This window comes from Moraxella sp. FZLJ2109, assembly GCF_024296965.1.
In the GTDB taxonomy this organism is placed as follows: Bacteria; Pseudomonadota; Gammaproteobacteria; order Pseudomonadales; family Moraxellaceae; genus Moraxella.
In genome coordinates this window covers 673384-699595 of sequence record NZ_CP101112.1, presented here as the reverse complement: position 1 = coordinate 699595, position 26212 = coordinate 673384, and the positions used below count along the sequence as shown (strand labels likewise).

General features: G+C 44.4%; 25 protein-coding genes. 16 read left to right on the top strand and 9 right to left on the bottom strand.

The annotated features are described in order from the left end of the window. Window positions 1-151 precede the first annotated feature (151 nt). From NKU06_RS03315 to NKU06_RS03300, 4 genes are all read left to right on the top strand, one after another. Window positions 152-772 carry a DUF1285 domain-containing protein gene (locus tag NKU06_RS03315; RefSeq protein ID WP_254728766.1) on the top strand — a complete coding sequence of 207 codons (621 nt, stop codon included), beginning with the start codon at window positions 152-154 and terminating at the stop codon, window positions 770-772. A gap of 34 nt (window positions 773-806) precedes the next feature. Beyond that, window positions 807-1661, top strand: a complete 855-nt coding sequence (gene murI / locus NKU06_RS03310) for a glutamate racemase (protein ID WP_254728764.1) — start codon at window positions 807-809, stop codon at window positions 1659-1661. A 111-nt stretch (window positions 1662-1772) separates the two neighbouring features. Then, window positions 1773-2423, top strand: coding sequence for a leucine efflux protein LeuE (leuE, locus tag NKU06_RS03305; RefSeq protein ID WP_254728762.1), 651 nt, complete (start codon window positions 1773-1775; stop codon window positions 2421-2423). Between the two features lie 128 nt (window positions 2424-2551). Further along, window positions 2552-3562, top strand: a complete 1011-nt coding sequence (locus NKU06_RS03300) for a hypothetical protein (protein WP_254728760.1) — start codon at window positions 2552-2554, stop codon at window positions 3560-3562. A gap of 52 nt (window positions 3563-3614) precedes the next feature. Here NKU06_RS03300 and NKU06_RS03295 read toward each other — a convergent pair whose 3' ends face one another. Beyond that, a complete protein-coding gene (locus NKU06_RS03295; protein ID WP_254728758.1) occupies window positions 3615-4646 on the bottom strand; it encodes a bifunctional nicotinamide-nucleotide adenylyltransferase/Nudix hydroxylase in 1032 nt (343 codons plus the stop codon). A 110-nt stretch (window positions 4647-4756) separates the two neighbouring features. On the opposite strand from NKU06_RS03295, the gene nfuA reads away from it, so the two are divergent. Further along, window positions 4757-5365, top strand: a complete 609-nt coding sequence (nfuA, locus tag NKU06_RS03290; RefSeq protein WP_254728756.1) for a Fe-S biogenesis protein NfuA — start codon at window positions 4757-4759, stop codon at window positions 5363-5365. Between the two features lie 161 nt (window positions 5366-5526). On the opposite strand, the gene NKU06_RS03285 is transcribed toward nfuA, so the two are convergent. Both NKU06_RS03285 and NKU06_RS03280 read right to left on the bottom strand, forming a co-directional pair. Beyond that, window positions 5527-6537, bottom strand: coding sequence for an adenosine kinase (locus NKU06_RS03285; RefSeq protein WP_254728754.1), 1011 nt, complete (start codon window positions 6535-6537; stop codon window positions 5527-5529). A gap of 102 nt (window positions 6538-6639) precedes the next feature. Beyond that, entirely contained in the window at window positions 6640-7089 is a 450-nt protein-coding gene (locus NKU06_RS03280; protein WP_254728752.1) for a universal stress protein, read from the bottom strand. 183 nt (window positions 7090-7272) lie between these two features. Here NKU06_RS03280 and NKU06_RS03275 point away from each other — a divergent pair, with 183 nt between their 5' ends. Continuing rightward, window positions 7273-10242, top strand: coding sequence for an insulinase family protein (locus tag NKU06_RS03275; RefSeq protein ID WP_254732128.1), 2970 nt, complete (start codon window positions 7273-7275; stop codon window positions 10240-10242). An 85-nt stretch (window positions 10243-10327) separates the two neighbouring features. On the opposite strand, the gene NKU06_RS03270 is transcribed toward NKU06_RS03275, so the two are convergent. Continuing rightward, complete coding sequence (locus NKU06_RS03270; RefSeq protein WP_254728750.1) at window positions 10328-11551, bottom strand: NAD(P)/FAD-dependent oxidoreductase; 1224 nt, start codon at window positions 11549-11551, stop codon at window positions 10328-10330. A 185-nt stretch (window positions 11552-11736) separates the two neighbouring features. On the opposite strand from NKU06_RS03270, the gene pgsA reads away from it, so the two are divergent. Continuing rightward, entirely contained in the window at window positions 11737-12390 is a 654-nt protein-coding gene (gene pgsA, locus NKU06_RS03265; RefSeq protein WP_254728748.1) for a CDP-diacylglycerol--glycerol-3-phosphate 3-phosphatidyltransferase, read from the top strand. 101 nt (window positions 12391-12491) lie between these two features. Here the strand turns inward: pgsA and NKU06_RS03260 are convergent, their stop codons facing one another. The 4 genes from NKU06_RS03260 to nadR all read right to left on the bottom strand — a co-directional run bounded on the left by NKU06_RS03260 (window position 12492) and on the right by nadR (window position 16181). Continuing rightward, window positions 12492-13724: a PD-(D/E)XK nuclease family protein gene (locus tag NKU06_RS03260; protein WP_254728746.1), complete on the bottom strand. Its 1233-nt coding sequence runs from the start codon at window positions 13722-13724 to the stop codon at window positions 12492-12494. An 88-nt stretch (window positions 13725-13812) separates the two neighbouring features. Beyond that, window positions 13813-14247, bottom strand: coding sequence for a DUF962 domain-containing protein (locus tag NKU06_RS03255; RefSeq protein WP_254728744.1), 435 nt, complete (start codon window positions 14245-14247; stop codon window positions 13813-13815). Between the two features lie 123 nt (window positions 14248-14370). Further along, on the bottom strand, window positions 14371-15129 hold the full coding sequence (gene pnuC, locus NKU06_RS03250) for a nicotinamide riboside transporter PnuC (RefSeq protein ID WP_254728742.1): 759 nt from the start codon (window positions 15127-15129) through the stop codon (window positions 14371-14373). Continuing rightward, window positions 15126-16181 (bottom strand): multifunctional transcriptional regulator/nicotinamide-nucleotide adenylyltransferase/ribosylnicotinamide kinase NadR, encoded by a 1056-nt coding sequence (nadR, locus tag NKU06_RS03245; protein ID WP_254728740.1) that lies wholly within the window; start codon window positions 16179-16181, stop codon window positions 15126-15128. Before nadR ends, pnuC begins: the two co-directional genes overlap by 4 nt. Window positions 16182-16402: 221 nt before the next feature. Here nadR and NKU06_RS03240 point away from each other — a divergent pair, with 221 nt between their 5' ends. The 6 genes from NKU06_RS03240 (at window position 16403) to NKU06_RS03215 (ending at window position 22127) form a co-directional block, all read left to right on the top strand. Then, window positions 16403-16636: a PspC domain-containing protein gene (locus NKU06_RS03240; protein ID WP_254728738.1), complete on the top strand. Its 234-nt coding sequence runs from the start codon at window positions 16403-16405 to the stop codon at window positions 16634-16636. Window positions 16637-16928: 292 nt separating this feature from the next. Beyond that, window positions 16929-18296, top strand: coding sequence for a site-specific integrase (locus NKU06_RS03235; RefSeq protein WP_254728736.1), 1368 nt, complete (start codon window positions 16929-16931; stop codon window positions 18294-18296). A gap of 537 nt (window positions 18297-18833) precedes the next feature. Then, entirely contained in the window at window positions 18834-19040 is a 207-nt protein-coding gene (locus NKU06_RS03230; protein WP_254728733.1) for an AlpA family transcriptional regulator, read from the top strand. After that, window positions 19019-19699 (top strand): hypothetical protein, encoded by a 681-nt coding sequence (locus tag NKU06_RS03225; protein WP_254728730.1) that lies wholly within the window; start codon window positions 19019-19021, stop codon window positions 19697-19699. The genes NKU06_RS03230 and NKU06_RS03225 overlap by 22 nt, the downstream gene beginning before the upstream one ends. After that, on the top strand, window positions 19699-21261 hold the full coding sequence (locus tag NKU06_RS03220) for an AAA family ATPase (RefSeq protein WP_254728727.1): 1563 nt from the start codon (window positions 19699-19701) through the stop codon (window positions 21259-21261). Before NKU06_RS03225 ends, NKU06_RS03220 begins: the two co-directional genes overlap by 1 nt. Window positions 21262-21431: 170 nt before the next feature. Beyond that, window positions 21432-22127 (top strand): hypothetical protein, encoded by a 696-nt coding sequence (locus NKU06_RS03215; protein WP_254728724.1) that lies wholly within the window; start codon window positions 21432-21434, stop codon window positions 22125-22127. Window positions 22128-22151: 24 nt separating this feature from the next. On the opposite strand, the gene NKU06_RS03210 is transcribed toward NKU06_RS03215, so the two are convergent. Continuing rightward, entirely contained in the window at window positions 22152-22805 is a 654-nt protein-coding gene (locus NKU06_RS03210; protein WP_254728721.1) for an IS1595 family transposase, read from the bottom strand. A gap of 251 nt (window positions 22806-23056) precedes the next feature. On the opposite strand from NKU06_RS03210, the gene NKU06_RS03205 reads away from it, so the two are divergent. The 3 genes from NKU06_RS03205 to NKU06_RS03195 are packed head-to-tail and all read left to right on the top strand — an operon-like array spanning window position 23057 to window position 25848. Next, window positions 23057-24037, top strand: a complete 981-nt coding sequence (locus NKU06_RS03205; RefSeq protein ID WP_254728717.1) for a major capsid protein — start codon at window positions 23057-23059, stop codon at window positions 24035-24037. A gap of 48 nt (window positions 24038-24085) precedes the next feature. Then, complete coding sequence (locus NKU06_RS03200) at window positions 24086-24490, top strand: hypothetical protein (RefSeq protein ID WP_254728715.1); 405 nt, start codon at window positions 24086-24088, stop codon at window positions 24488-24490. Next, the gene (locus NKU06_RS03195) at window positions 24487-25848 is read left to right on the top strand and encodes a phage terminase large subunit (protein WP_254728712.1); all 1362 of its coding nucleotides are present in this window, start codon (window positions 24487-24489) and stop codon (window positions 25846-25848) included. Before NKU06_RS03200 ends, NKU06_RS03195 begins: the two co-directional genes overlap by 4 nt. Window positions 25849-26212: the final 364 nt, after the last annotated feature.

Here is a 26212-nt window from a genome sequence, read left to right as displayed (position 1 = left end):
TGATATTAATCTTACCATAAGTTTTTATAAATCCATCAAAGACTTGTGGCAAATGACTTGCAATCTTGACCAAAACATCGCATCATAGATCCATCACTCTAAAGTCAAAAACCTAATAAGCTCCCCACTCTCCATCAACAAGGATGCGCTGATGACTACAGAAAACTCTATCAATTACAATAGCTTAAATGAACAACTATTGCCATTTTTGACCAAGTCATCCGACGGCACGGCACCAAAGCGTAAGATACCGCCACTACAGCGATGGCAGCCGATGGGCGAATCGGACATTGACATTCATATCCGTGATAATGGCGAATGGTGGCACGAAGGTGTAAAAATAACTCGTCAGTCATTGGTGGATTTATTTGCCAGTGTGCTTTGGGCGGAAGTCATCGATGGCCAAAAAGTGCATTATCTAAAGACGCCGACGGACAAATATCGCATCCGTGTCGATGACGCACCGCTGTTTATCAATCGGGTGGATGTGGTGCGTGAAGATGGGGTGGATTGGCTGGAGTTTGGCACGACCAATGGTGATCTGATTCGCCTAGATGATGAGCATTTGCCGTATTTTTCGCACTATGGCGACGAAGAGCGGCTGTATATTGACACTCGTTTTGGGCTAACTGCCAAGGTGATGAATAATGTGATGTTTCATCTGATTAGCCTTGGCAAGCTTGATGAGCGAATTGAAAATAATCACAACAAAACCGTGCTAAAGCTCGCCAGTGGTGGTAAAATCTATGAGATTTGCCAGTCTTATAAATAAAGTGGTACTGGTGCGTTTTTTGTGAGTAATGGCGATGATTCATCCACAATCTGACCAACAGCACGCTGCTGATGCACCGATTGGAATTTTTGATTCGGGCGTCGGTGGCTTGTCGGTATTTCGGCATTTGGCACGGCTGATGCCCAATGAGCGATATGTCTATTATGCCGACACCCAAAATGTCCCTTATGGCAATAAATCAGGCGATGAGATTTTATTTTTGACCTTGCAGGCGGTGGATTGGCTGTGTAAGCAAGGCTGCAAGCTGATCGTCATTGCCTGCAACAGTGCATCAGCACACAGTCTGACTGCATTGAGAGCCAGATGTAGCGTACCAATCGTGGGGCTGGTACCAGCACTCAAGCCTGCCTGTGAGATTAGCCGCAGTAAGCAGGTGGCGGTGCTTGCTACCCAAGCGACCTTGCAGGGGCGACTGCTTGCGCAAGTCATTGATGAGATTGCCATACCAAAAGGGGTGATGGTGCATAAGCACTTTGAGCCGATGCTCGTGCCATGGGTGGAGTCAGGGATGCCGATTGATCATCATGTGGCGGATTTGCTCATTAAGCAAACTGATGAATGGCATCAGGCAGGCATTGATGTGATCGTGCTTGGCTGTACGCATTATCCATTTTTTAAGGAATTTTTGCAGGCGTGGATTGATGAGCGACAGCTGTCGATGATGCTACTGGATTCGGGGGCGGCGATTGCTGAGCGGGTGCGTTCTTTGCTTGAGTTTTTTGGGCTTGTGACGACGAGCAAGCAGACAGATGAGCCGTTGGCGTTTTATGCATCGAGCCTAGCAGGTCATGTGGCGACGACCGCCAAGCGTCTATCGGGTGTGCCGATGGTGTTTGTCGATAGTGAATTTGCGGTGATTGATGTGTAAATTGATTTGAGCAACCTGTGGGTGTATGCAATATGCCCCTACAAATCTGTGTAAAATCAAATCAAATCGTTGTATAAAATTTCATAACTTATCCGTTTTAATAAGAGTGCGATGTTCGGCATTACTGAGATTACGACTTATTTTTTGGCAGTGGTGCTGGTGATTGCTTTACCTGGCCCAAATAGCCTGTACTGCTTGTCGGTGGCGGCATCGCATGGGCGAGCGGCAGGGTGGCGCGCGTTATCAGGCATCATCGTTGGTGATACGATTTTGATCATCGCAACAGTACTGGGCGCAGGCACGGTGCTGAAAGTTTATCCTGCCATCTTTGATGCCATCAAGCTTGTGGGTGGTGCATATCTTGCTTATATCGGCGTGCGATTGCTTATCGGCGCTTATCACACCTTTAAAAATAGAAAACAAATCACAGCAAGCGGCGCCACGATCAAAGCACCTGTGCGCCAAAATTATTTTTATCGCGCCTTGATGCTAAGCTTGACCAATCCAAAGGCGATTTTGTTTTTCTTGTCATTTTTTGTGCAGTTTGTCGATCCGACATATGCTCAGCCGTATTTGAGTTTTTTGATTTTAGCTTTGATTTTACAAGCGGTGAGTTTCAGCTATTTGACATTGTTGGTTTATACAGGCAAGGCATTGGCAGATAAATTCGTGCGCCGTCCGCTGCTCGGTGCGATGGCGATGTGTGCGGCGGGCGCGTTGTTTGTTGGCTTTGCGGTGAATATGTGGATGCAGTCGATGTAGGCTGATATTGCGGGCGTGATTTGCGCATAAAAAAGCTTTGTTTTTTGGATAAAATCCATTATGCTAATGGGGAATTTGCGGATTTTTTTTTTTGAGTGTGGCTTTGCGGTGTAAGTTGGGGTGTAAGGATGAAAATGATCATGAATAAGCGCGGTGTGCTTGCATGCATGGCGATGATGGCTGCACCGTGGGCGAGTGCGGAAGTGGTACAGACGCCGACGCTGGCGGCAGATGAGCACGAGACAGAGGTGGAAGCATGGGTCGATGAGCGACACACACAAGCGCGTAATTGGCTGAGTCGAGCGGCGCATGGCATGGATGGTTGGTTTGGCACGCCCAATCCTGACGATCCTGCGCGTGCCAGTCTGCGAGTGATGATGGATACCACTTGGAATAGATACGATGGCACGACGATCAAGCCGCGCATTCGTGGGCGACTGAAGCTGCCTGCGCTTGAAGAGCGTTTTAGCGTGATGATCGGTGATGAAGATCTGGACTATGATCGCCCTGGTGATGGTGGCTACACCGATGAGCGACTCAACACCGCCAATGATAATAACCGTGTTTATGACCGTGAACGCGCGCGTGATAGTAATGCGTCATTGGCATTGCGTTGGTCGAAATTTCGCGAAACCACAGGGCTTGATGTCGATGTCGGTGTGCGCACTAATGATCTGTTTGTGCGTGTCAAAGGCGAGAAAAAATGGCAGCTGACCGATGATTTGAAAAGTCGCTTTGAGCAAGTTTATCGCTATGGTGTCTCAAGCGAGCACATGGCATTGACGACGCTTGAATTTGCCAAGACCCAGACCGATACGCAGATGTTGGTCAATCGCTCGCGCATTCTTTATACCAATGAAGACAACGATGAGACCATTGAGTGGAATAACAGTCTGCACCGTCGCCACGATTGGCAAGGCAAGCATGGCGCGCACGAACTCAACTACGGTGTCTATGTCGGTGGCAATATCTCAGGCGATGCGCCAAAGCTCAACAGCTACGGACCGTACATCAGCTATCGTCAGCCAGTGTGGCGCGATTGGCTGTTCTTACAAGGCGATGCTGGTTATTATAATAACAAGCATGAAGATCACAGCCATCATGTGACGCTGTTTGGGCGTGTTGAGATGGTGTTTTGAAGATAAAATTGATAAACAATGGCTTATGTTATCGCACATAAGCCATTGTTTTTTAAATCTTTAACAACTGACAAATCACCCCATAATGATCTTCAAACATCAAACTTGCATCAAGCTTATTAAGCGGTAGCCAAAAAGCACGGCGAGCATCGTCATTGCCTTGGACTTTCGGCAAGGTAGCTTGGCTTGGCAGCTCAAAATAATACGCCATTGTCACCGTACGCGCGCGTAATGAGCGCTTGGGTGCGTCGAACAGTTGGGCGGATTTTTGACTGTTTAGCAAAGTGGCTTTGTCAATATCAATGCCTGTCTCTTCGATCAGCTCACGCACGCAAGCGGTCAGAAAATCTTCCTGCTGATCAACAAATCCCCCTGGTAGCGCGTACAGCCCGCGCCCATACTCGCCGCCGCGTTCGATCAGCAGAATATGCCCTGACTGCACCACCACCGCATCTGCTGTGATGAGGCTTGGCGGATAAGGTGCGGCTGCCCATGCGCTTTGATATGCTTGGATGTGGTCAAATTCACGCTTTAGCTCAGCGTAGGTGTCGGTTGCGATGAATGCATCCAAAAACGCGCGACTTGTGGCGGTCAGCACATCGCTGGCTACCATGCGTGCTTTGATGTCATCGCCAAAATAAGCAGCGCGCAGGGGTGTAGCTGATAAGCCCTTATAATTATCCACCATAAAGCTGCCATACTGCGGAAATAAGCTTAAGTAATACGAGCTTTCATCCTTGTCATGACCGATGATGGCGATCTTGGCGGCGGTATCATTGACAGCAGACTCAATGGCGTTTTGTACGCCGATCAGCCATTTATTATCATTATAAGTGGCGTCATTGATGCCAATGCAGTGCAGGCGCGCGGCATCTTGTGGGGCGAAGCTGCCCAAAATCATCGCCGTGCGTTCGCTGACAGTGAAGGGGTTTTTGGGCGTGCGCGGGGCATTTGCCGAGCCGATCAAGATGATGATTTTTTTGGCATAATGCAGCGCAGTCTCGACCACATGCTGATGCCCTTGGTGAAATGGCTGAAATCGCCCAATAAACACCAAATAATCAAATTCAAACACATTATTCATTGTTTTTCCAAAAATAACAAAAATTTCTTGATAAGATCAACCTTGATAATGCCAACTATGTTACCATATAGAACATCATCCGTTTGTATAATTTTAAAAAAGAGATTCCCATGAGCGAACTGACCAGTAATATCAAAATCACCGAATCAGCCCAAGACTACCTAGCCGAACTACTTGCCAAGCAAGAAGTGGAAGGTATCGGCGTGCGTATCTTTGTTGAGCATGCAGGCACACCACGCGCGGAGTGCTGTATGTCGTATTGTCAGCCTGATGAAGTGGATGAAGAAGATTTGCACATCACTTATGATAAATTCACCGCACATATCGACGCGCCAAGCATTCCGTATCTTGTGGATGCGGTGATTGATTATAATAAAGACCGTTTTGGTGGTCAGCTGACTTTCCGTGCACCAAATTCAAAAGTGCCACAAGTTGGCGAAAATGCCAGCATCGAAGAACGCATCAACTATGTACTACAGTCAGAAATCAACCCAAATCTTGCCAGTCATGGTGGCTCAGTTGAGCTGCTTGAAGTCATCGAAGATGAAGCGGGTCTGACAGCGGTGCTGAAATTCGGCGGTGGCTGCCAAGGCTGCTCAGCGGTGGATGTCACCTTGCGTCAAGGTGTGGAAGTGCAGCTTAAGCAATCTATCCCTGAGCTGACCCAAGTGGTGGATAGCACCGACCACAGCGTCGCGGATAATGCGTATTATAAGTGATTGATTTATCTTAAATTTATCATCATTGTACAATGCCCATCAATCGTAATTGGACGGTTGGTGGGTATTTGTATTTAGGATAAATTACTCAGATAATACGAAAAAAATCAACCGCCCATCTTTCAAAGCGGTTGATTTTTTGGCTTTAATTATGGCGTGCGTTATAGCGTCTTAGCCTTAATTGCTTGATAGTCTGCCACACTTAGGCGAGGGCCAAACTGCGTCACGATACGGCTTGCCACCGCGGCAGCAAGTTTGCCACACACAGGCAGCTCAAGACCTTGTGACAAACCATACAAGAACGCCCCAGCATAGTTGTCGCCCGCGCCATTGGTATCAATGACTGCCGCCACAGGCACGCTGTCCACTTGATGCTCGATGATGCCGTCATCACCACGGCAAGCGATGATGGTTGGCTTATCTGAGTTGGTGATGACCACAAGCTCGCTGTATTTTAGTAGTGCATTGACAGGGTCGGCTTCACCATCTGCTTCAGCAAATAGACTGGCTTCTTCAAAGTTACAAAACACCGCATCGACACCGCGATTGAGCATATGAATCAAGCCATCTTTGGCAAACTTCACCACCGCAGGATCGGCAAAGCTCACCGCGATTTTTGCGCCTGCTTTGCGCGCACTGTCATGCAGGGTGGCGATGCCGTCAGTGATTGATGGTGACATGGCAAGATAGCCTTCCAGATACAGCCATTTTGCGCCATTTAGGGTGTCGAATTTGATATTGTCCGCACAAATCTCGCTGCTTGTGCCTAGGTGCGTCTGCATGGTGCGCTCGCCATCTGGCGTGACCAGTACCGCGCATGAGCCTGTTACGCCGTCATTTTGTACAGCGAAATTGACATCGGTTGCTACGCCCAGCTGCTCAAGGTCGCCCAAATAAAAATCACCCATATCATCACCACCGACGCGGCACTGATAAAAAGCTGTACCGCCCAAAGCAGCAAATGCCACCATACTATTGGCAGCACTACCGCCGCCTGCTTGCTTGGCAGGGCGTATGCCTTGCGCATCAAGGGCAGTAAACAGCGCGTTTTGGGTGTTGGTATCGGCAAGGGTCATATTGCCACGCACAAGACCTGTGTTGGCAAGATTTTCTTCAGACAGTTTAAATTCAGTATCAACTAGGGCATTACCAATGCCAACGACATCATACATAATGTTCTCTCTTGGTTAAAGGTATGAATAAATAACAAAAAGGGCGTAGTGACACGCCCTAAAATTCTAATAAAATCAGAACTTTATAAAATAAAAATCAGCTTATTCAGCGGCAAGCTGAACCACCAAAAGATCGCTATCAACATCAGGCAAGATGCTGTCAGCAGTCGCGCCAGCAATCCATGCAGACAGGCCTGTGCGCTTATGGCGACCGATCACCACCAAGTCCACCGCGTGCTGATGGCAATAATCCACAATGCCTTTGCGTCCTGAGATGGCGGTTTTGATATTGACATGATGCGCTTCTAAGTGATTGCGGCTTAGCACTTCAGCAAGGCGTACGCGCGCTTTTTGGCAGCGCGCATCATCAATCTCTTCTTGTAGTGCCGATGCAGGAATCAGCTCATAGCCAAAGCCAAGCATGGTCTCTTCGACGATGTGCAGCACCGACAGCTGAGCCTGTGGCTCAGTGTCCAAAATCCATTTGGCTTTTTGGGCGACCAAGTCGGTGTCGTCTTTTAAATCAGTAACCAGTAGTACATGTTGATACATAAATACGCTCCTTTTTTACTGGGTGGTTTACCAATTTGCTATGGTTAGTATAGCAAAATTTGCAGAATATTTTTATGATTTTATGACAAATTCCCCAAAAAAATTTGCACACTGTCTGTACATCACCTGTAGTTGTTTTTATGGTAAAATAGCCATTTTATGAATAAAATTTGGAAAAACATGATAGACGCATTACACCCAAGCTTTGAGCTGCTTGACACTCGCCGCATCGAAGCACTGGATATTACCGTGTTGACCGCTCGCCATCGCACAACAGGGGCGATGCATTATCATTTGGCGTGTCAAAATAGCGAAAACGCCTTGATGATTGGCTTTGCCACCGTGCCGATGACTTCTCGTGGCGAAGCGCATATCCTAGAGCACGTGGTACTGTGCGGCTCAGAAAAGTATCCAGTACGCGATCCATTTTTTAGTATGATTAAACGATCGCTGAATACTTTTATGAATGCGATGACCGCAAGCGACTGGACGGTGTATCCTTTTGCCAGTCAGAACAAAAAGGACTTTTTTAACCTATTATCCGTCTATACCGACGCGGTATTTTTCCCCAACATTCATCCGCTGGATTTTGCCCAAGAAGGTATCCGCATCGAGCTCGATGATGATGGCAAGCCACAATACCATGGCATCGTGTTCAATGAGATGAAAGGGGCGATGAGCGGTGAGATTGATCAGCTGTATTATGCACTGACGCCACACCTATTTCCGACGACGACTTATCATTATAATTCTGGCGGTGACCCTGCCGAGATTCCAAAGCTTAGCCATGCTGATTTGGTGGCATTTCACCAAGCGCATTATCATCCGAGCAACGCCATCATCATGAGCTTTGGTGATATTGCGGTGAGCGACATTCAAGAAAAACTTCATGATGATGCCCTAAGCCGTTTTGATGACATTACCCGTCCGGCCCGGGGTAAAAAATTCTCATCATCACTAGAGCAGCCACTGACTACTCCTGTGGCGGTGTCGGATACTTATAGCAGTGATAGCGATGGCAAGCAGATGACACATCATGTGTTGGCATGGCTTTTGCCAACCATCACTGATCCAAAGACTCGCTTATCATTACGCCTAGTCGAAGGGGTACTGGCTGAGCATAGCGGTTCGCCGCTCAGAGCGTATCTTGAGAGTCATCCGCATGGCACGGCACCAAGTCCGCTACTGGGTCTGGATGACAGCCATTATCAGATGGTATTCTATGCAGGACTGCGTGGTTCGGATATTGAATACGCCGATGCAGTTGAGCAGGGGATTTTGGATTTATTAACTGACATTGCCAATCATCCGATTGATGATGAAGTGATTGAGACGATTTTGCATCAGATTGAGATTGATCAGCGTCATATCGGTGGCGATAGTATGCCCTATGGTTTGACCTTGATGCTTGAGGGCTTTAGCACGGCGATTCATGGCGGTGATCCGATCGATGTGTGGCAGATTGATGAGCATTTGGCGTGGCTCAAGGACAAGGCATTTGAGCCAAATTGGGTGCAGTCGCTGATTCGCACGCATTTGATTGACAATCCGCATCGAGTACGCTTGACCATGAGTCCTGATACGGATAAGGTGGCTCGCTTGATTCGTGATGAGCAGGCAAAATTAGCAGAGCTGGATGCGCAGTTGGGTGATGATGACAGAGTCAATATCCGTAAGCAAAGTGCCGATCTACAGGCTCGCCAAGCCACCCCTGATGATGTCAATCTACTGCCAAAAGTTGATTTGAGTGATGTGCCGAGCGATGTGGCATTCACACACGCGACGCATACGACACTTGCAACCGCCATGGGGGATGTGCCTGTACATCTGTACCATGCTGGCACGAATGGCTTGTACTATTATCAGCTGATCACACCACTGACTTGTGATGTGGCGGATCAAGTACTCAATAATCCGCTACTGCCACTGTATTTGGCACTGCTGTCTGAAGTCGGTACTCATCAGCACGATGCCCGCAGTTTCCAAGCGGTACAAGCATCGCACTCATCAGGGGTGACGGCTCGTATCAGTCAGCGTACCAGTGTTGATGATAAGGATCAGATGGGCAGTTATTTTGTGCTTGCCACTCGTGCGCTCAATCGCAAAACCGAAGCCATTGCTTTGGTATCTGAAGTGCTAAACGACACCATCTTTAGCGAAACCGATCGCATCCGTGAGCTACTGCAACAAAAACAAAGCGGCTGGCAATCTCGTCTATCAGGTGCAGGTCATGCCTATGCCATGCAGACAGCGGTGCGTCAGATGAGTCGTCAGGCAGCCATCGAATATGCCTATTCGGGTCTGCCAGCATTGGCGACGCTCAAGGCATTTTTGGTGCAGGCAGCCGAAGATGATTCGCAGTGGCAACAACTCAGCGCGCGACTGACGGCACTGCATCAGACGGTGATGGCACTGCCAAAGCAAGTATTGCTCGTGTGCGAAGAGGGTGTGAGTGAGACTTTGTTGCCAATCATCGCCGATCAGCTATCGGCACAGCCAGGCACGCAAGCAGCGCCATCAGTAAGTTCGCCAATGATGTTCGATGAGCTGACCGAATTGCTTGATGATCATGGCGATGAGGATATCGCATGGCTGATCTCAACCAATGTCCATCACAACGCCGCCGCCTATCCTGCGACCACATCAGGTCATGCTGATACGCCTGCTTTGATGGTGCTTGCACCGTTTTTGCGAAATGGCTATCTGCACAGTGCCATCCGTGAAAAAGGCGGTGCTTATGGCGGTGGTGCCAGTTTTGATAGCAATGCCGCTGCGTTTCGTTTCTATAGCTATCGCGATCCACACTGCCAAGAGACTTTTGCCCATTTTGACAAGAGCATCGACTGGCTGCTCACTACCGAGCACGATGACGAGCAGCTGACCGAAGCCATTTTGGGCATCATCGCAGGGATGGACAAACCGGGTTCGCCTGCTGGTGAAGCGGTCAAATCTTGCTTTAGCGAGCTACATGAGCGTGATCAAGCATGGCAACAGGCGATGCGAGCCAAGATTCTTGCGGTCACTATCGATGATCTAAAACGAGTGGCAATGACCTATCTGAAGGATAAACCACATACCAAAGCCACACTGGCACCGATTGAACAAGCAGATACCATGAGTCAGCTTGGTTTTGTGATCAAAAAATTGGCATAATAATAAAAAGCGGGCTTTGGCTCGCTTTTTTGTGGGCTTGTCATTGTTTGGGTGTGATGATTTACAATGTAAACCAAGCACCACATCACCACTTCATCCCGATACTTTCGGCGCAGGCATAGCCGCTTGCCCATGCCCAAGCAAAATTATAGCCACCAAGCCAGCCAGTCACATCGAGCACTTCACCGATGAAATAGAGATTTGGCTTTAGGCGAGACTCCATCGTCTTGCCTGAGACATCACGAGTATCGACACCGCCACGAGTGACTTCGGCGACTCGGTAGCCTTCGGTGCCGCTGGGCTTGAGCGTCCATGCATTTAGCAGTGTGGCGATATGACGCAGGGTGTCATCTTTGAGATTGGCAAGTTCGGTCTCTTTATGAGCTTGCCACAGATGGTTTTCGAGTGCGGTGAGTAGTTTTTTGGGTAGTACGCCTGCCAAGGCGGTGCGAATCAGCTGTTTTGGATGCGATTTTTTGGCGGTTAGTAGTAGTGCTGCGATGTCGGTCTGTGGTGCCAGATTGATGGTAATGCTCTCGCCCAGATGCCAGTAGTTTGACAGCTGGAGCATGGCAGGGCCAGATAGGCCACGATGCGTAAATAGCAGTGGCAGAGTGAAGCTAATCTTATCATTGGATGCAGTGACATCTAAGCTAAGACCTGCTTGTGACTTGATGAGATCCCCTGTCGCATCAGTAAAGGTAAATGGCACTAAGGCAGCTTCGGTCGGGACGATGCTATGCCCAAACTGGCTTGCCACTTGATAGCCAAAGCCACTCGCCCCAAGCGTTGGGATAGATAGACCGCCTGTGGCAACCACCAGATGCTGACAGCGATAGGTGGTGGCGGTGCCATCCTTTTTGTGGGTGGTCTGTAGTGCAAAGCCATCATCATCGGTCGCACGGATGCTGTCGATGACGGTATGTAGATGGATACCGACACCAAAATCTTGGCACTGCTTTAGTAGCATATCTAAAATATCTTTGGCACTGTCATCACAAAATAGCTGTCCATGCTCCCGCTCGTGATAGGCGATGCCGTGGCGATTGACCAAATTAATAAAATCATCACTGCCGTACTTGGATAGGGCGGATTTGACAAAATGCGGATTTTGGCTGATAAAATGCCGCGGCTCTACTTGGCGATTGATAAAATTACACCGTCCACCGCCTGACATCAGGATTTTTTTGCCGGCTTTATTGGCATGATCAAGCACCAGCACCGATTTGCCAAAGCTTGCCAAATTGAACGCACAAAACAGCCCCGATGCGCCTGCACCGATGATGATGGTATCGACTGTATGGTTCATAGTATTTCCTTGGCTGTGAAAATGGGTAAAATGGCGTGTTTGATGGCGAATCATTGAGTCGCCAAAGCCGTTATGGTAACATTTTTACCACCCAAAAGCATTAACCATCATCGCCAAAATCCACAAAACTTATGGTAAATCCTGTCAAAATTAGGTATCATAAAGCAAATTTCTTGAGTGTGATTATGAGTACAGACACACCGCAGACCAAGCCTGCATCGGTTTTTAATCTGCCAAATAACCTAACCATAGCACGCATTGTGATGATTCCTTTGTTTGTGGCGATTGCTTATTGGCCACCAGCACTGGGTATTGGCGTGCCTGCGATTTCGGATAATGCCATCGCACGGCTTGGGATGAGCGAGTTTAGTGATAGTATGCTTCGCCATTTTGTGCTGACTTTGGTGTTTATCTTGGCGGCATTGACCGATTGGCTGGATGGCTATTTGGCTCGCAAGATGAATATCACGTCGGCATTTGGGCGTTTTCTTGACCCTGTGGCGGACAAGTTGATGGTCGCTGCGGCATTGATTGTGCTGGTGCAGTGGCATCCAAACATCGTCATGGCGACATCGGCGATTGTCATCATTTCTCGTGAGATTGCGGTGTCGGCACTGCGTGAGTGGATGGCTGAGCTTGGTGCACGCACCAGTGTGGCGGTGTCGTATGTCGGCAAGCTAAAGACTACTTTTCAGATGGTCGCTATCACGGTGCTACTGCTCAACTGGCAATCGCTTGAAATGATCGGCTATGCACTGATGGTGATTGCGGTGATTTTGACCTTGTGGTCGATGATGATTTATCTCAAGGCTGCTTGGCCGTATCTCAAACAGCCATGACTTGGACGATAAATTAAGATGATAAAAAGTCGGGAATAGCGCCCGACTTTTTGTTTGGGTGATAAATGAAAGGAAAATATCCTAGATAATTCACATTGAAATCAAGGTTCAATCTTGATTTTGTTTTTTACAATATTTTCATACAATTCATTAATTTCTTTCATAATTAAATCTGCCAAACTGCCATCGTTGATTTTCGCCCAAATCTCGGAATTATTTTGCCAAGAAACATAACCTTCAAACCAATACCAACCAAGCCAATTTGGTTGCTCTGATTTCATTTTTTTATTGGGCAGAGACTTAATAATTTTATCTGAAATTCCAATAAAAATCGGATTGTCTACTTTAATATTTTCATCGAGCGGCTTGTATCCAATATAAAAATCCTTAAAATTATATTTATCAAAACCAAAAAAAACACATAAATTACAACCCTTAAATTCTATTCCGCTAATTCCCTTGCTGTCGTCAAGCGAAATGGGTTTATTTTGATATAGTTGATAATTGGAATTTTGATTGATTTTTTCGTTTAATTGTTTGTTTAATTTTTCAATCAAATTTCTTTGTAATATTGGAACTTGATTGGCAATTTTAATCGCTGAAACAATGCTTTCATTACTTTCCAACATTGCGTTCATAATTGCATTTTGTTCACTCATATCACTTAGTCCCATAAATCGTTTTTGAATAAATTTGATAAATTGGTTAATAAATTCTAAAACACTGGCATTTTGACAATCCGCCTTACAGGCATTCAGCCAATCAACCAAATCATTATAGCCAATATGGCTAAATTCATTGTTAATTTGCCATTGTTCCAAATCTTCTGGTCTTACGCTATCATCACTTGGTGAATTTTGGGATAAATAAACCAAATGTTTGCAAGAATGTTTTCTGTTTTTTAATTCTTGATAATAATCGCTTAATTGGTCTTTTTGGTCTTTGGCATAAGGTTTATTTTCAATACAAATACCATATTTTTTGTTATCGGTTAAATAAATATCCATTTTCCGATAAGATTGATTGGCAGATGTAATTTCTTCTGTTTTAACACGGATATTGGCGAAATTATCCAAAAATTCATTCCATTCTTGGCATTGTAAATTTGGTAAACATATTTTTATAAAATTTTTTAAAAACAAATCGCCTTGCTGATGCGAACCTTTTGGGTTCAATAAATCCGCTAAAATATAACTTAGATTGGTTTCATTCGTAGAGATATAATTAAATATACTAAACTCTGGAGCAAGCTGTTTGTCATATAGCCTTTTTGAAATATCAATCAGCTGTATTTTGTTGCTGACAGCGTTTAGTAAGTTGTTAATTGCTTGCACAATACTCTCCAATAAATGCAGTTGAAAGCTGAGTATTGATTCAAACTTTCAACTGCTATTTTGAATTAAACTCGAAATATATTTGTAATCACCCACCCAATCGCCGACCCATATCATGCACCACCCATGCAGGGCCGATGAGCAAAAATTGCAAATCTTCAAAGAACGACGGTTTAGCACCTTCGATTTTATGCCCGACAAATTGCCCAATCCATGCCACCACAAACAGTCCAACCCAAAACCACACCGACACTGGCAGGTAATAAACCACTGCAATGCACAACGCCATAAAAATCAGCATCTGCATAAATAACACCAACGACAAACGCAGATAAAAGAACAGTACCCCCACAGCAATCACGCCCAGCAGCCCGATATGCACATGATACAACAGTGCGACAATGCATAGGAAAATCACTGGCACGCATAGCCAATGGATGGATTTGTTGGTGGGATTTTGGTGGCTGACGGCATAGTCATCCAGCCATGTTTGTAGCGATTTTTGACTGACGAATAACGACATGGCATCTCCTTTTTGTGGCTTGTTATCCCTTGTATATCTTTGGAATACTGTAACTAATTTTTGGATAATTTTCAAAGGATTTTTATAAAAATAAAGACCGCCAACAGCAGTCTTTAAGTCATTTTAATGGATGCCTTTGGCGAGCTGTTCACTGCGATACCAGCCGTACAGCCCCACCACGGCATTGACTTGATAAATCACCGTTTGGATGGCAAAAATCGTGTTGCCCGTCATCAGATTGACAATCAGCCACACGGCATTGACTAGAATCCATAGCCACCAGTTGAATGAATACCGCAAAATCATCGTCGCCTGTGCGGTGATGGATAGCACAAACGCCACGACATTAATCCAAAAAAAGTCAATCATCCCCAAAAACCGACTGCCATCATCGCTGATGACACCATAGCCCTGCGCCTGTAGCCAGCGGTTAATCGCAGGAAATAGCAAAAGCCCTGCGATGATAAAGATGACGGTCAATAGCCAGACATATTTGTTGGCGGATTTTGGCACCATATCGCCATCAGCATCGGTGTTGCTTGCCCAGTATTTGACCCCATAAGCATGGCTAAAGAAATTAAACAGTGGTGCGAGCATCAAGCCTACTGCCCCTGATGTCGCCTGTACCACCACTTCGCCTGCGGTGGCAAGCATCCCAAGCCCATTGCCTGCGATATTTTTGCGAAAGCTTAGACCTACCACGCACAATAGACCGATGATAGATACCGCAAAATAAAACCAGTCGAGTGCTGTCTGCTCGGTCGTCGTCCAAAACCCAAAAAACAGCGCAAGCAAGCCACAGCTGAACCAAATCAGCACCCAATACACGCTCCAGTCGTGCTTGCCAAAGCCAGTGATATTATCCAGTAGTGCGATTTTCATAGGGTGGCATCCTTTGGGTGTCGTGTAGAATAAGTTGGCATCTTGCCAAGTATGTGCGTATCAATCCACAAGACGGCTTGTTGATAGCGTGCGTGATAATCAGCATCATCAATCACATGATGGCGGATGTCATGTCGAGCCAAGATATCAAGGAGTGTCTGGGCAAAGTGGCTACGAGCTTTGGTATCGCCAAGACGGCGCATCCTATCAGCGACCCAAGCGACATTATTATCCAAATAGATGGTGAAATCTAGGTGAAAATTATCGGCAAGACTTGCCACCACAGGGTGCGTGCGTTTTTCATATACTTCACAAAATGCCTGCGTCGTCGCAAAATCCGTATCGACAAGCGTAATCGGTGCAGTGGCATTGGCGGTGGCATCCGTGATGGCTTTGGCGTGATTGATGGCAATCGGCAGATAATCGCTGTACTGCAAGCCAAGCTCCGTACCGCCTAAGTGCGAATGTGTATAAAGCCGTCCCATCTCAAGTGCGACTGTTGCACCATAGTGATTGGCAAGCTTATGAATGAGTGTGGTTTTGCCCGAGCTTTCGCCACCGACGATGCACACCGTCTGCGTATAAAAATAGCGACACGCAGGCGCAAGACGGTCAAAATTCATCAAAGGATTGGTCTGTATCATCAAGCCATCATCTAAGGTGGCGGCGATGATGGCAGTCGGATAGGTGGATTGGCTCAAAGGGTGCTTGCTTGCGATGATGACATCATCGAGCTGTAAGGCTTGGCAAATCGCATCAATGCTGTGATTGGCATGGCGACTGCTACGATAATCAAAGTCCACACTGGATAAGCCAAGACTTGCCACCGTATGCACTCGCACAAAGGCGAAATGCTGACACGCCACCTGCACCCATCGGGCGACATCACTAAGATTTGGCGTACGACCGCTTGGCGTGGCGATGCCTGCGGATGCGGTGATGACGATATGCAAGGTGTTGGCAAGCTTGCTGGCGTCGTTGATGTCGGCAAGATGACCCAAATGCAATGGGGCAAAATCACCGATGAGTAGGGCATTGCTCGCCTTTGTCATCTTGTCATCCTATGTAAAGCTATGTTGTGTTTTGTATAAGGGGGGTGTTTTGCGCTTGAAATTGTTGATAAGAGCTACCATCTAAGTAGCAAGTCAGCTGGCAATGCACGGTTTATACAAATATTACAAATTAACATTATACCTAAGTTGCATATTGCTGGCAAGTCATCGTTAATAACGACTAACAATTCATTATGGCAATCATCATACGGAGTGATTATATGGCAAAACTCATCAAACTTCACCGCTCACAGAACCATCGCATGATTGCAGGGGTGATGGGTGGTATCGCTGAATATCTGGGATGGTCGCCAACGATGGTGCGCCTAGCTTTTGTGATTATCTCATGCGCTAGCGTCGCCGTGCCGGGGATTTTGATTTATTTGGTGCTGTGGCTGATGATGCCAAACGCCACACCGGCATCGTATGCAGATTATGGCGTCTATCGTTCGTAATGGATGTTAAATTTGTTCTGTGATACCTCATAAAGATGTCCCACAAAATCCGCCAAAATCTTGAAAAAGAATGGAAAAAATGCCCGTTGTTTAGTACAATGGGCATTATTTTTCATTGGAAAAAACACGGTTCAATGTGTACTAATATGAACAATGTAAGTTACTGATAAATATAATAAATTCCTTAAATTGGTTCACAATAGTACAAATTCGATTGAAAAAACTTGATATAAACAAGTAAAAACATACGGTATAATTTACGGTATATTCTTTTGGAACAGGAATTTATACCGTGGCAAAAATTTCTACTTTCAAGCTAAACAGCTTGAAGCCATCACCTGACTGTAAGCCAAACAGACCTGATAAACACTTCATTGAAGACGGGCTATTTGTCTATGTCCGAGTGCGTCAAGATGGTACAGCAGGCGCAGTGTCGTTTGTGCGTGAATACAAGCACCCAACCAAGGGAACAAAGCAGACTTACACTATCGGCAGATATGGAGTTGTAGAGCTTAAACAAGCCAAAAACATTAACACTGAATTATCCAAGCTGATTGCTGATGGTATCGACCCAAACGAAGCTAAGAAGCAACAGAAAGCAGAAGCCAAGCTATCTTTTGACTTTGATTCATTTGCACAAGCCTATCTACTTCAGCACGCCAAGAACACTAGAACAAACACAAGTGAAGCGGTAAACAGAACCTACAGACTGCATGTCAAGCCTGCTATTGGTCATCTTGATATACGAAGCATAACCATTGAACCCATACGCAAAATGTATGACAGACTAGCCAACATGGGGAAAGTCCCGACTGCTGACGCTGCGTTACAGGTAACTGGAGCTATCTTTGAGCACGCCAAAGAGCTCAACCCTAGAATATCTATTACCAATCCTATCAGCCGTACATTCTCAAAGGCTAAGCACAAGAAAAAACCTAGTGCAAGAATACCCATTACAGAGCTTCACAGCTTCCTAAACGCCTTTCATGATACCAAGATGAAGCCACTGCCTAGGCTCGCCATGAAGCTGATGTTATATGTATTCCTACGCACTAACGAGCTTTTAGGGCTTCGCTGGGCTGAAATTGACTTCGTGTCTAAGGAAATACGCCTACCAAGTGAGCGCATGAAAGAGCACCAGCCGCATATTGTCCCTTTGTCTGAACAAGCCATACAGATACTTTTGCAGATTAAGCAAATGGGGCTAAACGATACTTTTGTTTTCGCTAGTCGCACCACTGAAACAGGCTATCTATGCGCAAAAACAATCAATAAACAGATTTACAAGATGGGCTACAAAGGCAAGATGACAGGTCATGGCTTCCGTGGCTTGGCAAGTACTTCACTGTATCAAATGCTATACAACCCTAGAGCGATTGAGCTTCAGTTATCGCATGTGGTGGGCGGTCAAGTCGAACGAGCTTACAATGACAACGCTCATTTGGAGCTACTGCCACAGCGTCGATTGATGCTTCAGCAGTGGGCTGATGTTATCGACCAAATCGAACAAGGTGACTACAGCACCTACAAAGAACGCATTAACCATGTGTTAGATATGCACGCCTTGACAGAGTTTCTCAAGCGCACTTCGGACAATCCTGAAGAAGTGAATCAAGAATTGCAGATTATTTCACAAGAAAGACAGCAATTATCCCTATAATCCCTTTATTTATCTATGGTTTCACAGGTTTCAGTACTATGAAACCATCTACAACCCTTTATTTATCTTTGCTTTCACTGGTTTCATTCAAAAAAAATTAATAAGAGTGAAACCAAGTGTAAAAGCTTCCTGCACCTGAAAAAAAGTCCATCAAATCGCACAAAGTCCTTGAAGTGTAAGGGTTTAGACGAATAGCAAATGATATTTTTGTTTTTTAAGTTATAGTTTAAACTATACGATAATTTGGCAAAATATGTTTTTTCAATAACTGGATTTACCTTTTAGGTAACTGAAGTTAGAAAATTAAAGTTGCTAACATATAAAGCGGCATTTGTAAAGACTTTGAATTTCCTGCATACATTGAAAACAGTGGCTTTTATGCATGATTGCATGATATGTAACAATTTTCCAAATGTTGGAATTTGGGTTATAAAAAAACCTTTTTTGTGTGATTGATTAATTCAATTTTTTCTACTACAATAAGTTCGCTTTGAAACAAAAGCATATTTATAAATAACTTTATAATTCGGAGAGTCTATGACTATACCAAATAAGAATATCGAAAACTTGCCACAAGAAGGGTTAATCCGTGTCAAAGATTTAATCGATTATCTGCCATTTGGTAAAACTTACATGTACTACTTGATCAGCCGTGGAGATTTTCCAAAGCCAATCAAATTTAGTAAAAAGATGGTGCTATTTCGCCATGAAGACATTCACTCATGGTTCAAGCAGCAGGGGTAACAACAATGAAACTTGATATTATTAAAAAAGAGTATATAGAGAAAGTAATTGACAATTGCCTAAAACAGGATTATGATGAATGCACTACTAAATTAACAGCGGACATTCCAGCCGTAAACTGGGATTTTTTACGCCTGCATTTTTTGCAAGGTGCTATGTCATCACAAGATACAGACAAGGTATCTATCAGTTATGGCGAGTCGATAGGACAAAATAAAAGACCTTCGGGGAATATGTCCAGCCGTCTGTTAACGGTAGTTGAGGCTTGCCGACCTTTATCAAGGTTGGCTCTACTAACTAAATTAACAGGAGCGTTCACCATGAATGCAGTCACTTCAAAAGAAACTTTCTTTATCAATATTCCGTCGCTAGGCTTGGTTTTTAATTTTGAAACCAAAGCCGATGCCTTGGCATTTGCTGAAAAAGCACAAAAGCAATATCCTGAACACAAAGTCGAACGCTGGGTAAATCGCCAATTTACAGACAGCTGGGACGAAGTGTATATCGTGGATAGTGTCAAAGGGAATATTCATAAAGTATTCACCGACAAGCAAAAGGCCGTCGCTTATTATGAGCGGTTAGCCATGGAATTTGCTGACACGATAATTTATACAAGCGAATGGAGTGAAGAGGCGATCTCAGCTTTGGAGGTTTGCTGATGCACAAAATTTCAATGTATGACCCTAACCATGAAGACAGCCGAGAATTTAGCTTAAATGAAGTTTCTGAGCTGATTGGCGCTGATTTAAGAATCCATGATGACTATGTTATCAATGACAACCAAATGCACCTAAAAGGCGCTATGGCAATGCCACAGCTGAATGAAAATTTGGAGCTTGTGGGTATTCATTTTGTTAAAGAAGGCAAAAAATTTATTTTTGGTCAAAATGGCCACTTTACGGGTCGTGTTAAAAATCAAAATTTGATCACTAATGACACTTGTAAATATCTTGAGCTTTGGGAAAAAGCGAGCGATTACGGTGTTATTTTTAGTGAAGACTTGCCGTTTCTTGCTGATTCGGTGAGAAGTACCAATAAATACTTCAGAATCGCCACAGAGAAGCCCATAGCAGGCGATTACAAGCGATTTTGTATTACCCTACCTGACGAGATAACAAACGCTTCTATCAAGCGTATATTGTCAAGCAAAGGACTTCGCAAAGCTAGGCTATCAGATGTTCAAGCCGAACAAATCAAATGGTTGTGGCGTGACTGGTTGCCACTTGGCAAGCTTACCATGTTTGCAGGTGATGGCGGTGCTGGTAAAACCAATATTCTGTTAAATCTTGCAGCAACCATCACTATGGGCGGCAGATTCCCCGATGGGTCGCAGTGTGAAGCTGGTGATGTGCTTATTTATAGTACTGAAGACGATCCAGCAGACACTATCAAGCCTAGACTGGTTGCCAATGGTGCAGATACTTCACGAGTGTACTTTATCCAAGGTGTTGATGATCGTGGCTTTGATATTGATCAGGGTGATTTGGAGTACTTGGCTGATGATCTAAAGCAAGGTAATTACAAGCTTGTGATTATCGATCCCATTGTATCGCTGATTGGTGGGGATATGAACAAAGCTAATACGGTTCGCCAATATCTTGAACCATTGGTGAATGTTGCAGCTGATCATAACTGTGCTATCGTCGCAATTACGCATCTTGCCAAAGGCTCAAAAGGTGCAAAATTGGTGGATAGAACACTTGGCTCGGGTGCTTTTACTCAAGTGGCACGCATGGCATGGTCTGCAATCGCCAATTATGAGCGTGATCAAGACAATATATTTCTGCGTTCAAAAACTAATATCGCAGTTTCTGACGGTGCTTATCCTTATCGCATTGAGCCTTGCAAGATTAATAGCGATGGCTTGGAGATTGATACAACAAAGATTGTTTGGGGTGAGTATATCGAAGGTGACCCGATGCAGCTTGCACGAGAAACAGAGATTGAGCCATTGGACGAAGAATCAGCTCAAACCAAAACACAGCAGGTTCGGGACTGTGTGCGAATCTATCTTCAGGTACATGGCAAGTCATGGGCTGAAGATGTGAAGGCGCATCTCAAAGATGAATTGGGGAATGTTCCTGCTGGTACACTGCACAAGGCAACCAAAGATTTGGTTGTTAAATCAGGTGGTGCAGGTGGTGAGCGTTCTTACTGGGATTTGAAGCCACAAGCCAAGATTGAGAAAAGCCCAAATTTTAGTAATTCTTTACAGGTATAACAAATGAAAGCTGATACCTTTCACTATATACTACAGGGTGAAACCTGTGAAAGCTCAATAAATACAATGGTTTCACTAGGTTTCAGCACTATGAAACCATGAAACCTTAGGTAAATAAAGGCTTTGCGGTGTATTTGGTATCAGCTTTCACAGCTTTCAAGGTGAAAATAATGAACACTGAACAAAACAAAGAAAATTCAAATATTGTAGAAAATATTAACCAAAATGAACCAATGATTGATGATGCAAAATCTGATGATCTTCAAAGAGTGCTTGCAAAAAACAATGAGCTACTGGGCAAATTGAAAAAAGCCAAAGAAGATAACGCTGCATCAATCGCACAAATCGAGCAGATGCAGACAGACCATCAAAACGAGCTGGAGAGCGTCAAAGGCGGTTATGAACAAGAAATTGAACGCCTAAAACAGGTTGAAGCTGACTTTGAGTCTTACAAAGTGGCAGAGTACAAAAAAGCGGTTTTGGAAAAATGGCTTGATGTATTTCCTGAATACGAAGACTTTGTTCAATTCCAGCTTGATCAGCTTGGCTATAAAATCATCTATGCAGATAATCAGGAATTATTGATGAAAGAAAATAGGGAGATTGAAGGTAAGAGAACCGAAGTCACTGTTACCAAACAAGTGACGGGATATTGCTTTATTGACCCTGAAGGTATGCTAGTTACTCAAGCTGAAATCGATGCCTTAAGAGCTCGATTTGGTTCATACTGCAAGGCTCATTATGGCAAGGGTAGTGGTGCACTTGGGTCATCCACTAGAAGTTATGGCGGTCAAGTGGTGTTTAATCATATCTCGGGTGTGAATACTGATAAAAGGATTGAAGAATTGCATTTTGGCTTGAAATGATTTAGGGGCTGTAGTAGATAAGGTCTAAATCCCACACCATTTTCTCAATATTTTAAGCTGATTAGATGGTGTACTGTAGTTAAATCTAAACTCACATTCTTTGATAAAAAGATGGAAGTTTTTCTTGTCAATGCCATTGTATTTTCTAAGTACTCGTTTAGCTTGAGACCAGAAATTTTCAATGCCGTTGATGTGGTTGTGGTCTTTGACAAACTCTTTGGAATGATTGATGCGAAAGTGTTTAAACTCACTCACATCAAGAGCATTATAGCTTCTGTAACTATCTGTGTAAACGATGCTATCTGGCTTGATTTTGCTTGAGATGATAGGCATTAAGGTGCTTTGCTTGGTATCTTTTACCACAACAGTATAAACCTTGCCATTACGCTTCAAAAGACCAAATACAGCTGTTTTACCACCAGCGCCACGACCTCGCTTACCTTTGCGAATGCCACCGAAGTAGCTTTCATCAAGCTCTACTTCACCATCAAACAAAGTGTGAGCTTCAAGGTTGAGATTATATTCTATCACAAGTCTGATTTTGCGGTAAAATAAAGCTGCTGAATTGTGCTGAATGCCAAGCAAATCACTTGCTGTTCTAGCAGTAACTTGTGCAACAAAAAATTCAAGCAGTTTTATTTGAACTTTTTTACTTAATTTACAACGAGTTATCTTCATGTTTGTAGTATAGCATAAGTGCTAATCTACTACAGCCCCATGATTTATTATATCAATCGTAATATCAAGTTACCCCGTTCCAAAAGAATAAATCGATTTGCAAAAATTGATTTATTTGATAAAATAAAGGCGTTCATTATGTGGACGCCTTTATTTTTTGAGCTTATGGCTCAAGTCCTTTGGTTTATGACCGTCCTTATTTTGTTATGCAAAATATTCATCAATAACTTTTTTGCTATTGGAGAATATACATGGCAACTACTCAATTAAAAGACATTATCGAACCTCAAGTATTCACTAGCTATGTACTGGAGAATACAGCAACCAAAACCAACCTACTATCAAGCGGCCTGCTGGTCAAAAACGACCAAATTAACAAGATGTTGGCTAGTGGCTCAACCACTTTCAATGTTCCTTTTTGGAAAGACATTGTCAATGGTGAAGATGCTGATATTATCAGCGATGACCCTGAACAACACAGCACGCCAAAGAAGCTATCAGCATTCAAGCAAATGACCCGTAAAGCGTATTTGCATAACTCATGGTCAAGCATGGGGCTATCTGCTGAAATCGCTGGTAATGACCCATTAAAAGCGATTCAGGAGCGTGTTACAGCTTACTGGGATAATCAGCTACAAAAACGCTTAATTGGTGCTATGCGTGGCATCATGGCAAGCAATAAGGCTGATAATGCTGATATGATCGTGGACATTACCAGCCAAACCAAAAAAGGCTTTAGTGCGGCTGCGGTGATTGATGCAGCGGCAACCTTGGGCGATTCTTATGGCGATGTTGTAGCGATTGCTATGCATTCTAAAATCTACTTTGATGCGCTTAAGAATGATTTGGTCGCAACCATGGCAGACAGCCAAGGCAAGCCATTTCAGACATTCAGGGGCTTGTTGGTTATCGTCGATGACAGCTTGACGCCTGACAGCGAAGGCAATTACACAACTGTTTTGCTGGGTGCTGGAGCGTGTGCATACGGTATCGCAAGCCCTGCGCATTCTCAATCAACGGCGGTTGAAGTGATTGAATCAGCTGGTTATGGTGGTGGTATGAGCGTTCTGCACAGTCGTGTAAATATGGCAGTGCAGCCGCTTGGCTTTACATGGGTTGAAGGTGAGTTACTGGGTGAAAGCCCAACCATTGAAGAGCTCGCCAAGGCTGAACACTGGAAACGCATTACAGAGCGAAAAAACATTCCTTTGGCGTTCCTAGTAACTAAGTAAACAACAGTAAGGGACTCTCGCAGTCCCTTATTTCTTGGAGATAATTCAATGGCAAAACCTACAGCAGCAAAGAAGCAACCAACAGACAAGCATTTAAAGCTGATTGAGCAGATGGCAAGTCAAGGGCATTCAATCCCTAATATTTGCAAGGCTTGCAATATATCCAAAGACTTGTTTTATGTATGGCGTGAAAAATTCCCTGAAGTCAATCAAGCCTTGGAGCTGGGACGGGAAAAAGAGCGTCACGACCTGCATAATGTGCTATATCAGCAAGCCATGGAAAAGGGCAACATTACAGCGGCGATTTTCTTGTTAAAATCAAGACATGGTTACAAAGAAGGTGATCAGTCCGAACAAGCAAACAGAGTGGCAATTACTTTCAATTTGCCTGCACCTGCTGAAGATTTGGGGCAATACATGAAGATTGTGAGCCCTAAGGAGATTGAGCAATGATTCAGCTGAATAAGTTTCAGGAGCGTGTTATGGCGATTCCTGACGGTGTGGACATTGCTTTGCTTGGTGGTCGTGGTGGTGGTAAGTCGTATTGTATTGCCTTGCTAATCCTACGACATATTGAGCAGTACAAGGAAAAGGCACGGTGTCTGTTTATCCGAAAAACTTACAAGGGATTGGCTGATTTTGAATTGATTTGTCGTGAAGTGTTTGGCATGGTTTATGGAGCTTCTGCTCGATACAATCAAACTGAACATGTGTGGCGATTCCCAAACGGTGGGTATCTTGAGCTTGGACAGCTTGAGAGTTATGCAGATTATTCCAAATATCAAGGACGCTCATTTAATTTTCTAGTTATTGATGAAGCTGGACAATTTGCAGAGCCTAGATTGCTGGATTTGATGCGCTCAAACTTGCGTGGTGATACTACAACGCCTATTCGCATGATTATCAGCGCAAACCCTGCTGGTGTTGGTCATCACTGGATAGCCAAACGCTTTGTATTTAATGGACATGAGCCATGGCTACCATTTCTTGAGCCAAAGAGTAAAAGGACTTGGATTCATGCACCTAGTACATTTGCAGATAACCACTTTATTGACCGTGAACAATACGCAGAGCAGCTAACGGCTTCTTGTCCTGATGACCCTGAATTATTGAAAGCTTGGACTGATGGCAACTGGGCGGTAAACCGTGGCGCATACTTTGCCAATGTGCTTGACGAAAAACGCAACATGGTTGAAGAGTGGAAAGAAATCCCCGAAGGGTGGGATTGGTGGCTTGCTCATGACTTCGGCTCATCTGCACCAAGTGCAACGCTGGTAATGTGTGAGAGCTTTGGCGATACGGTGAACGGTCGGTATTATCCTAAAGGCTCAATTGTGGTTGTTGATGAGCTGGTTACGCACAAACACAATAACCTAAATCAGGGCTTGGGCTGGACTGTACCCACTTTAGCAGAAGAGATTAAAAAGATGTGCAACTACTGGGGAATTGAGCCTATGGGGGTTGCTGATGATGCCATCTTTGCTAAAGGTGGACATGCTTCAGGCTCAATTGCTGATGAATTTGCAAATGAAGGCGTTTATTTTGATAGAGCAAAGAAAGCAGATAGAATAACAGGCTGGAACATTCTGCGTCGCTTACTGGCTGATGCTGGTAAGCCTGACAGAGCTGGCTTGTATATTTCAAACCAATGTCGCTATCTATGGGAAACATTACCAACGCTAGGCAGAGATGATAAACGACCTGAAGACATGGCAAGTGATGGCGCAGACCATGGAGCTGATGCCTTGCGATATGGCTCAATCAGAAGGGATGTAACGCCATATCAGACAACATTAAGAATGGTATATTAATCATTGCTAGGGTTGCATGTTAAGTGTGACCCTTTTTATTTGATAATCCTTGCTTTGTGCTGGATAGATGTTTAAAATGATGGGGAAAATGTATTGTTTTTCGTCTGTTTGGAATAACAAAAAAGGTTTTTATTCTATTTTAGAATAACGAATTATTGGCGAAAAATCATGCAATGAATAAAAAGATACGGTATATTTTACGGTATATTTTTAAATCTAAATATTTTATCTAGTTAAATCATTAACTTACAGATAATTTACCATTGTTTAGTACAATGGGCATTATTTTTTTTATCTTAATTTTAGGGCGTGTTGAACTTTGGTATTTGCAATGAAAAATGAGAAAAATCGCACGTTTTTCAAG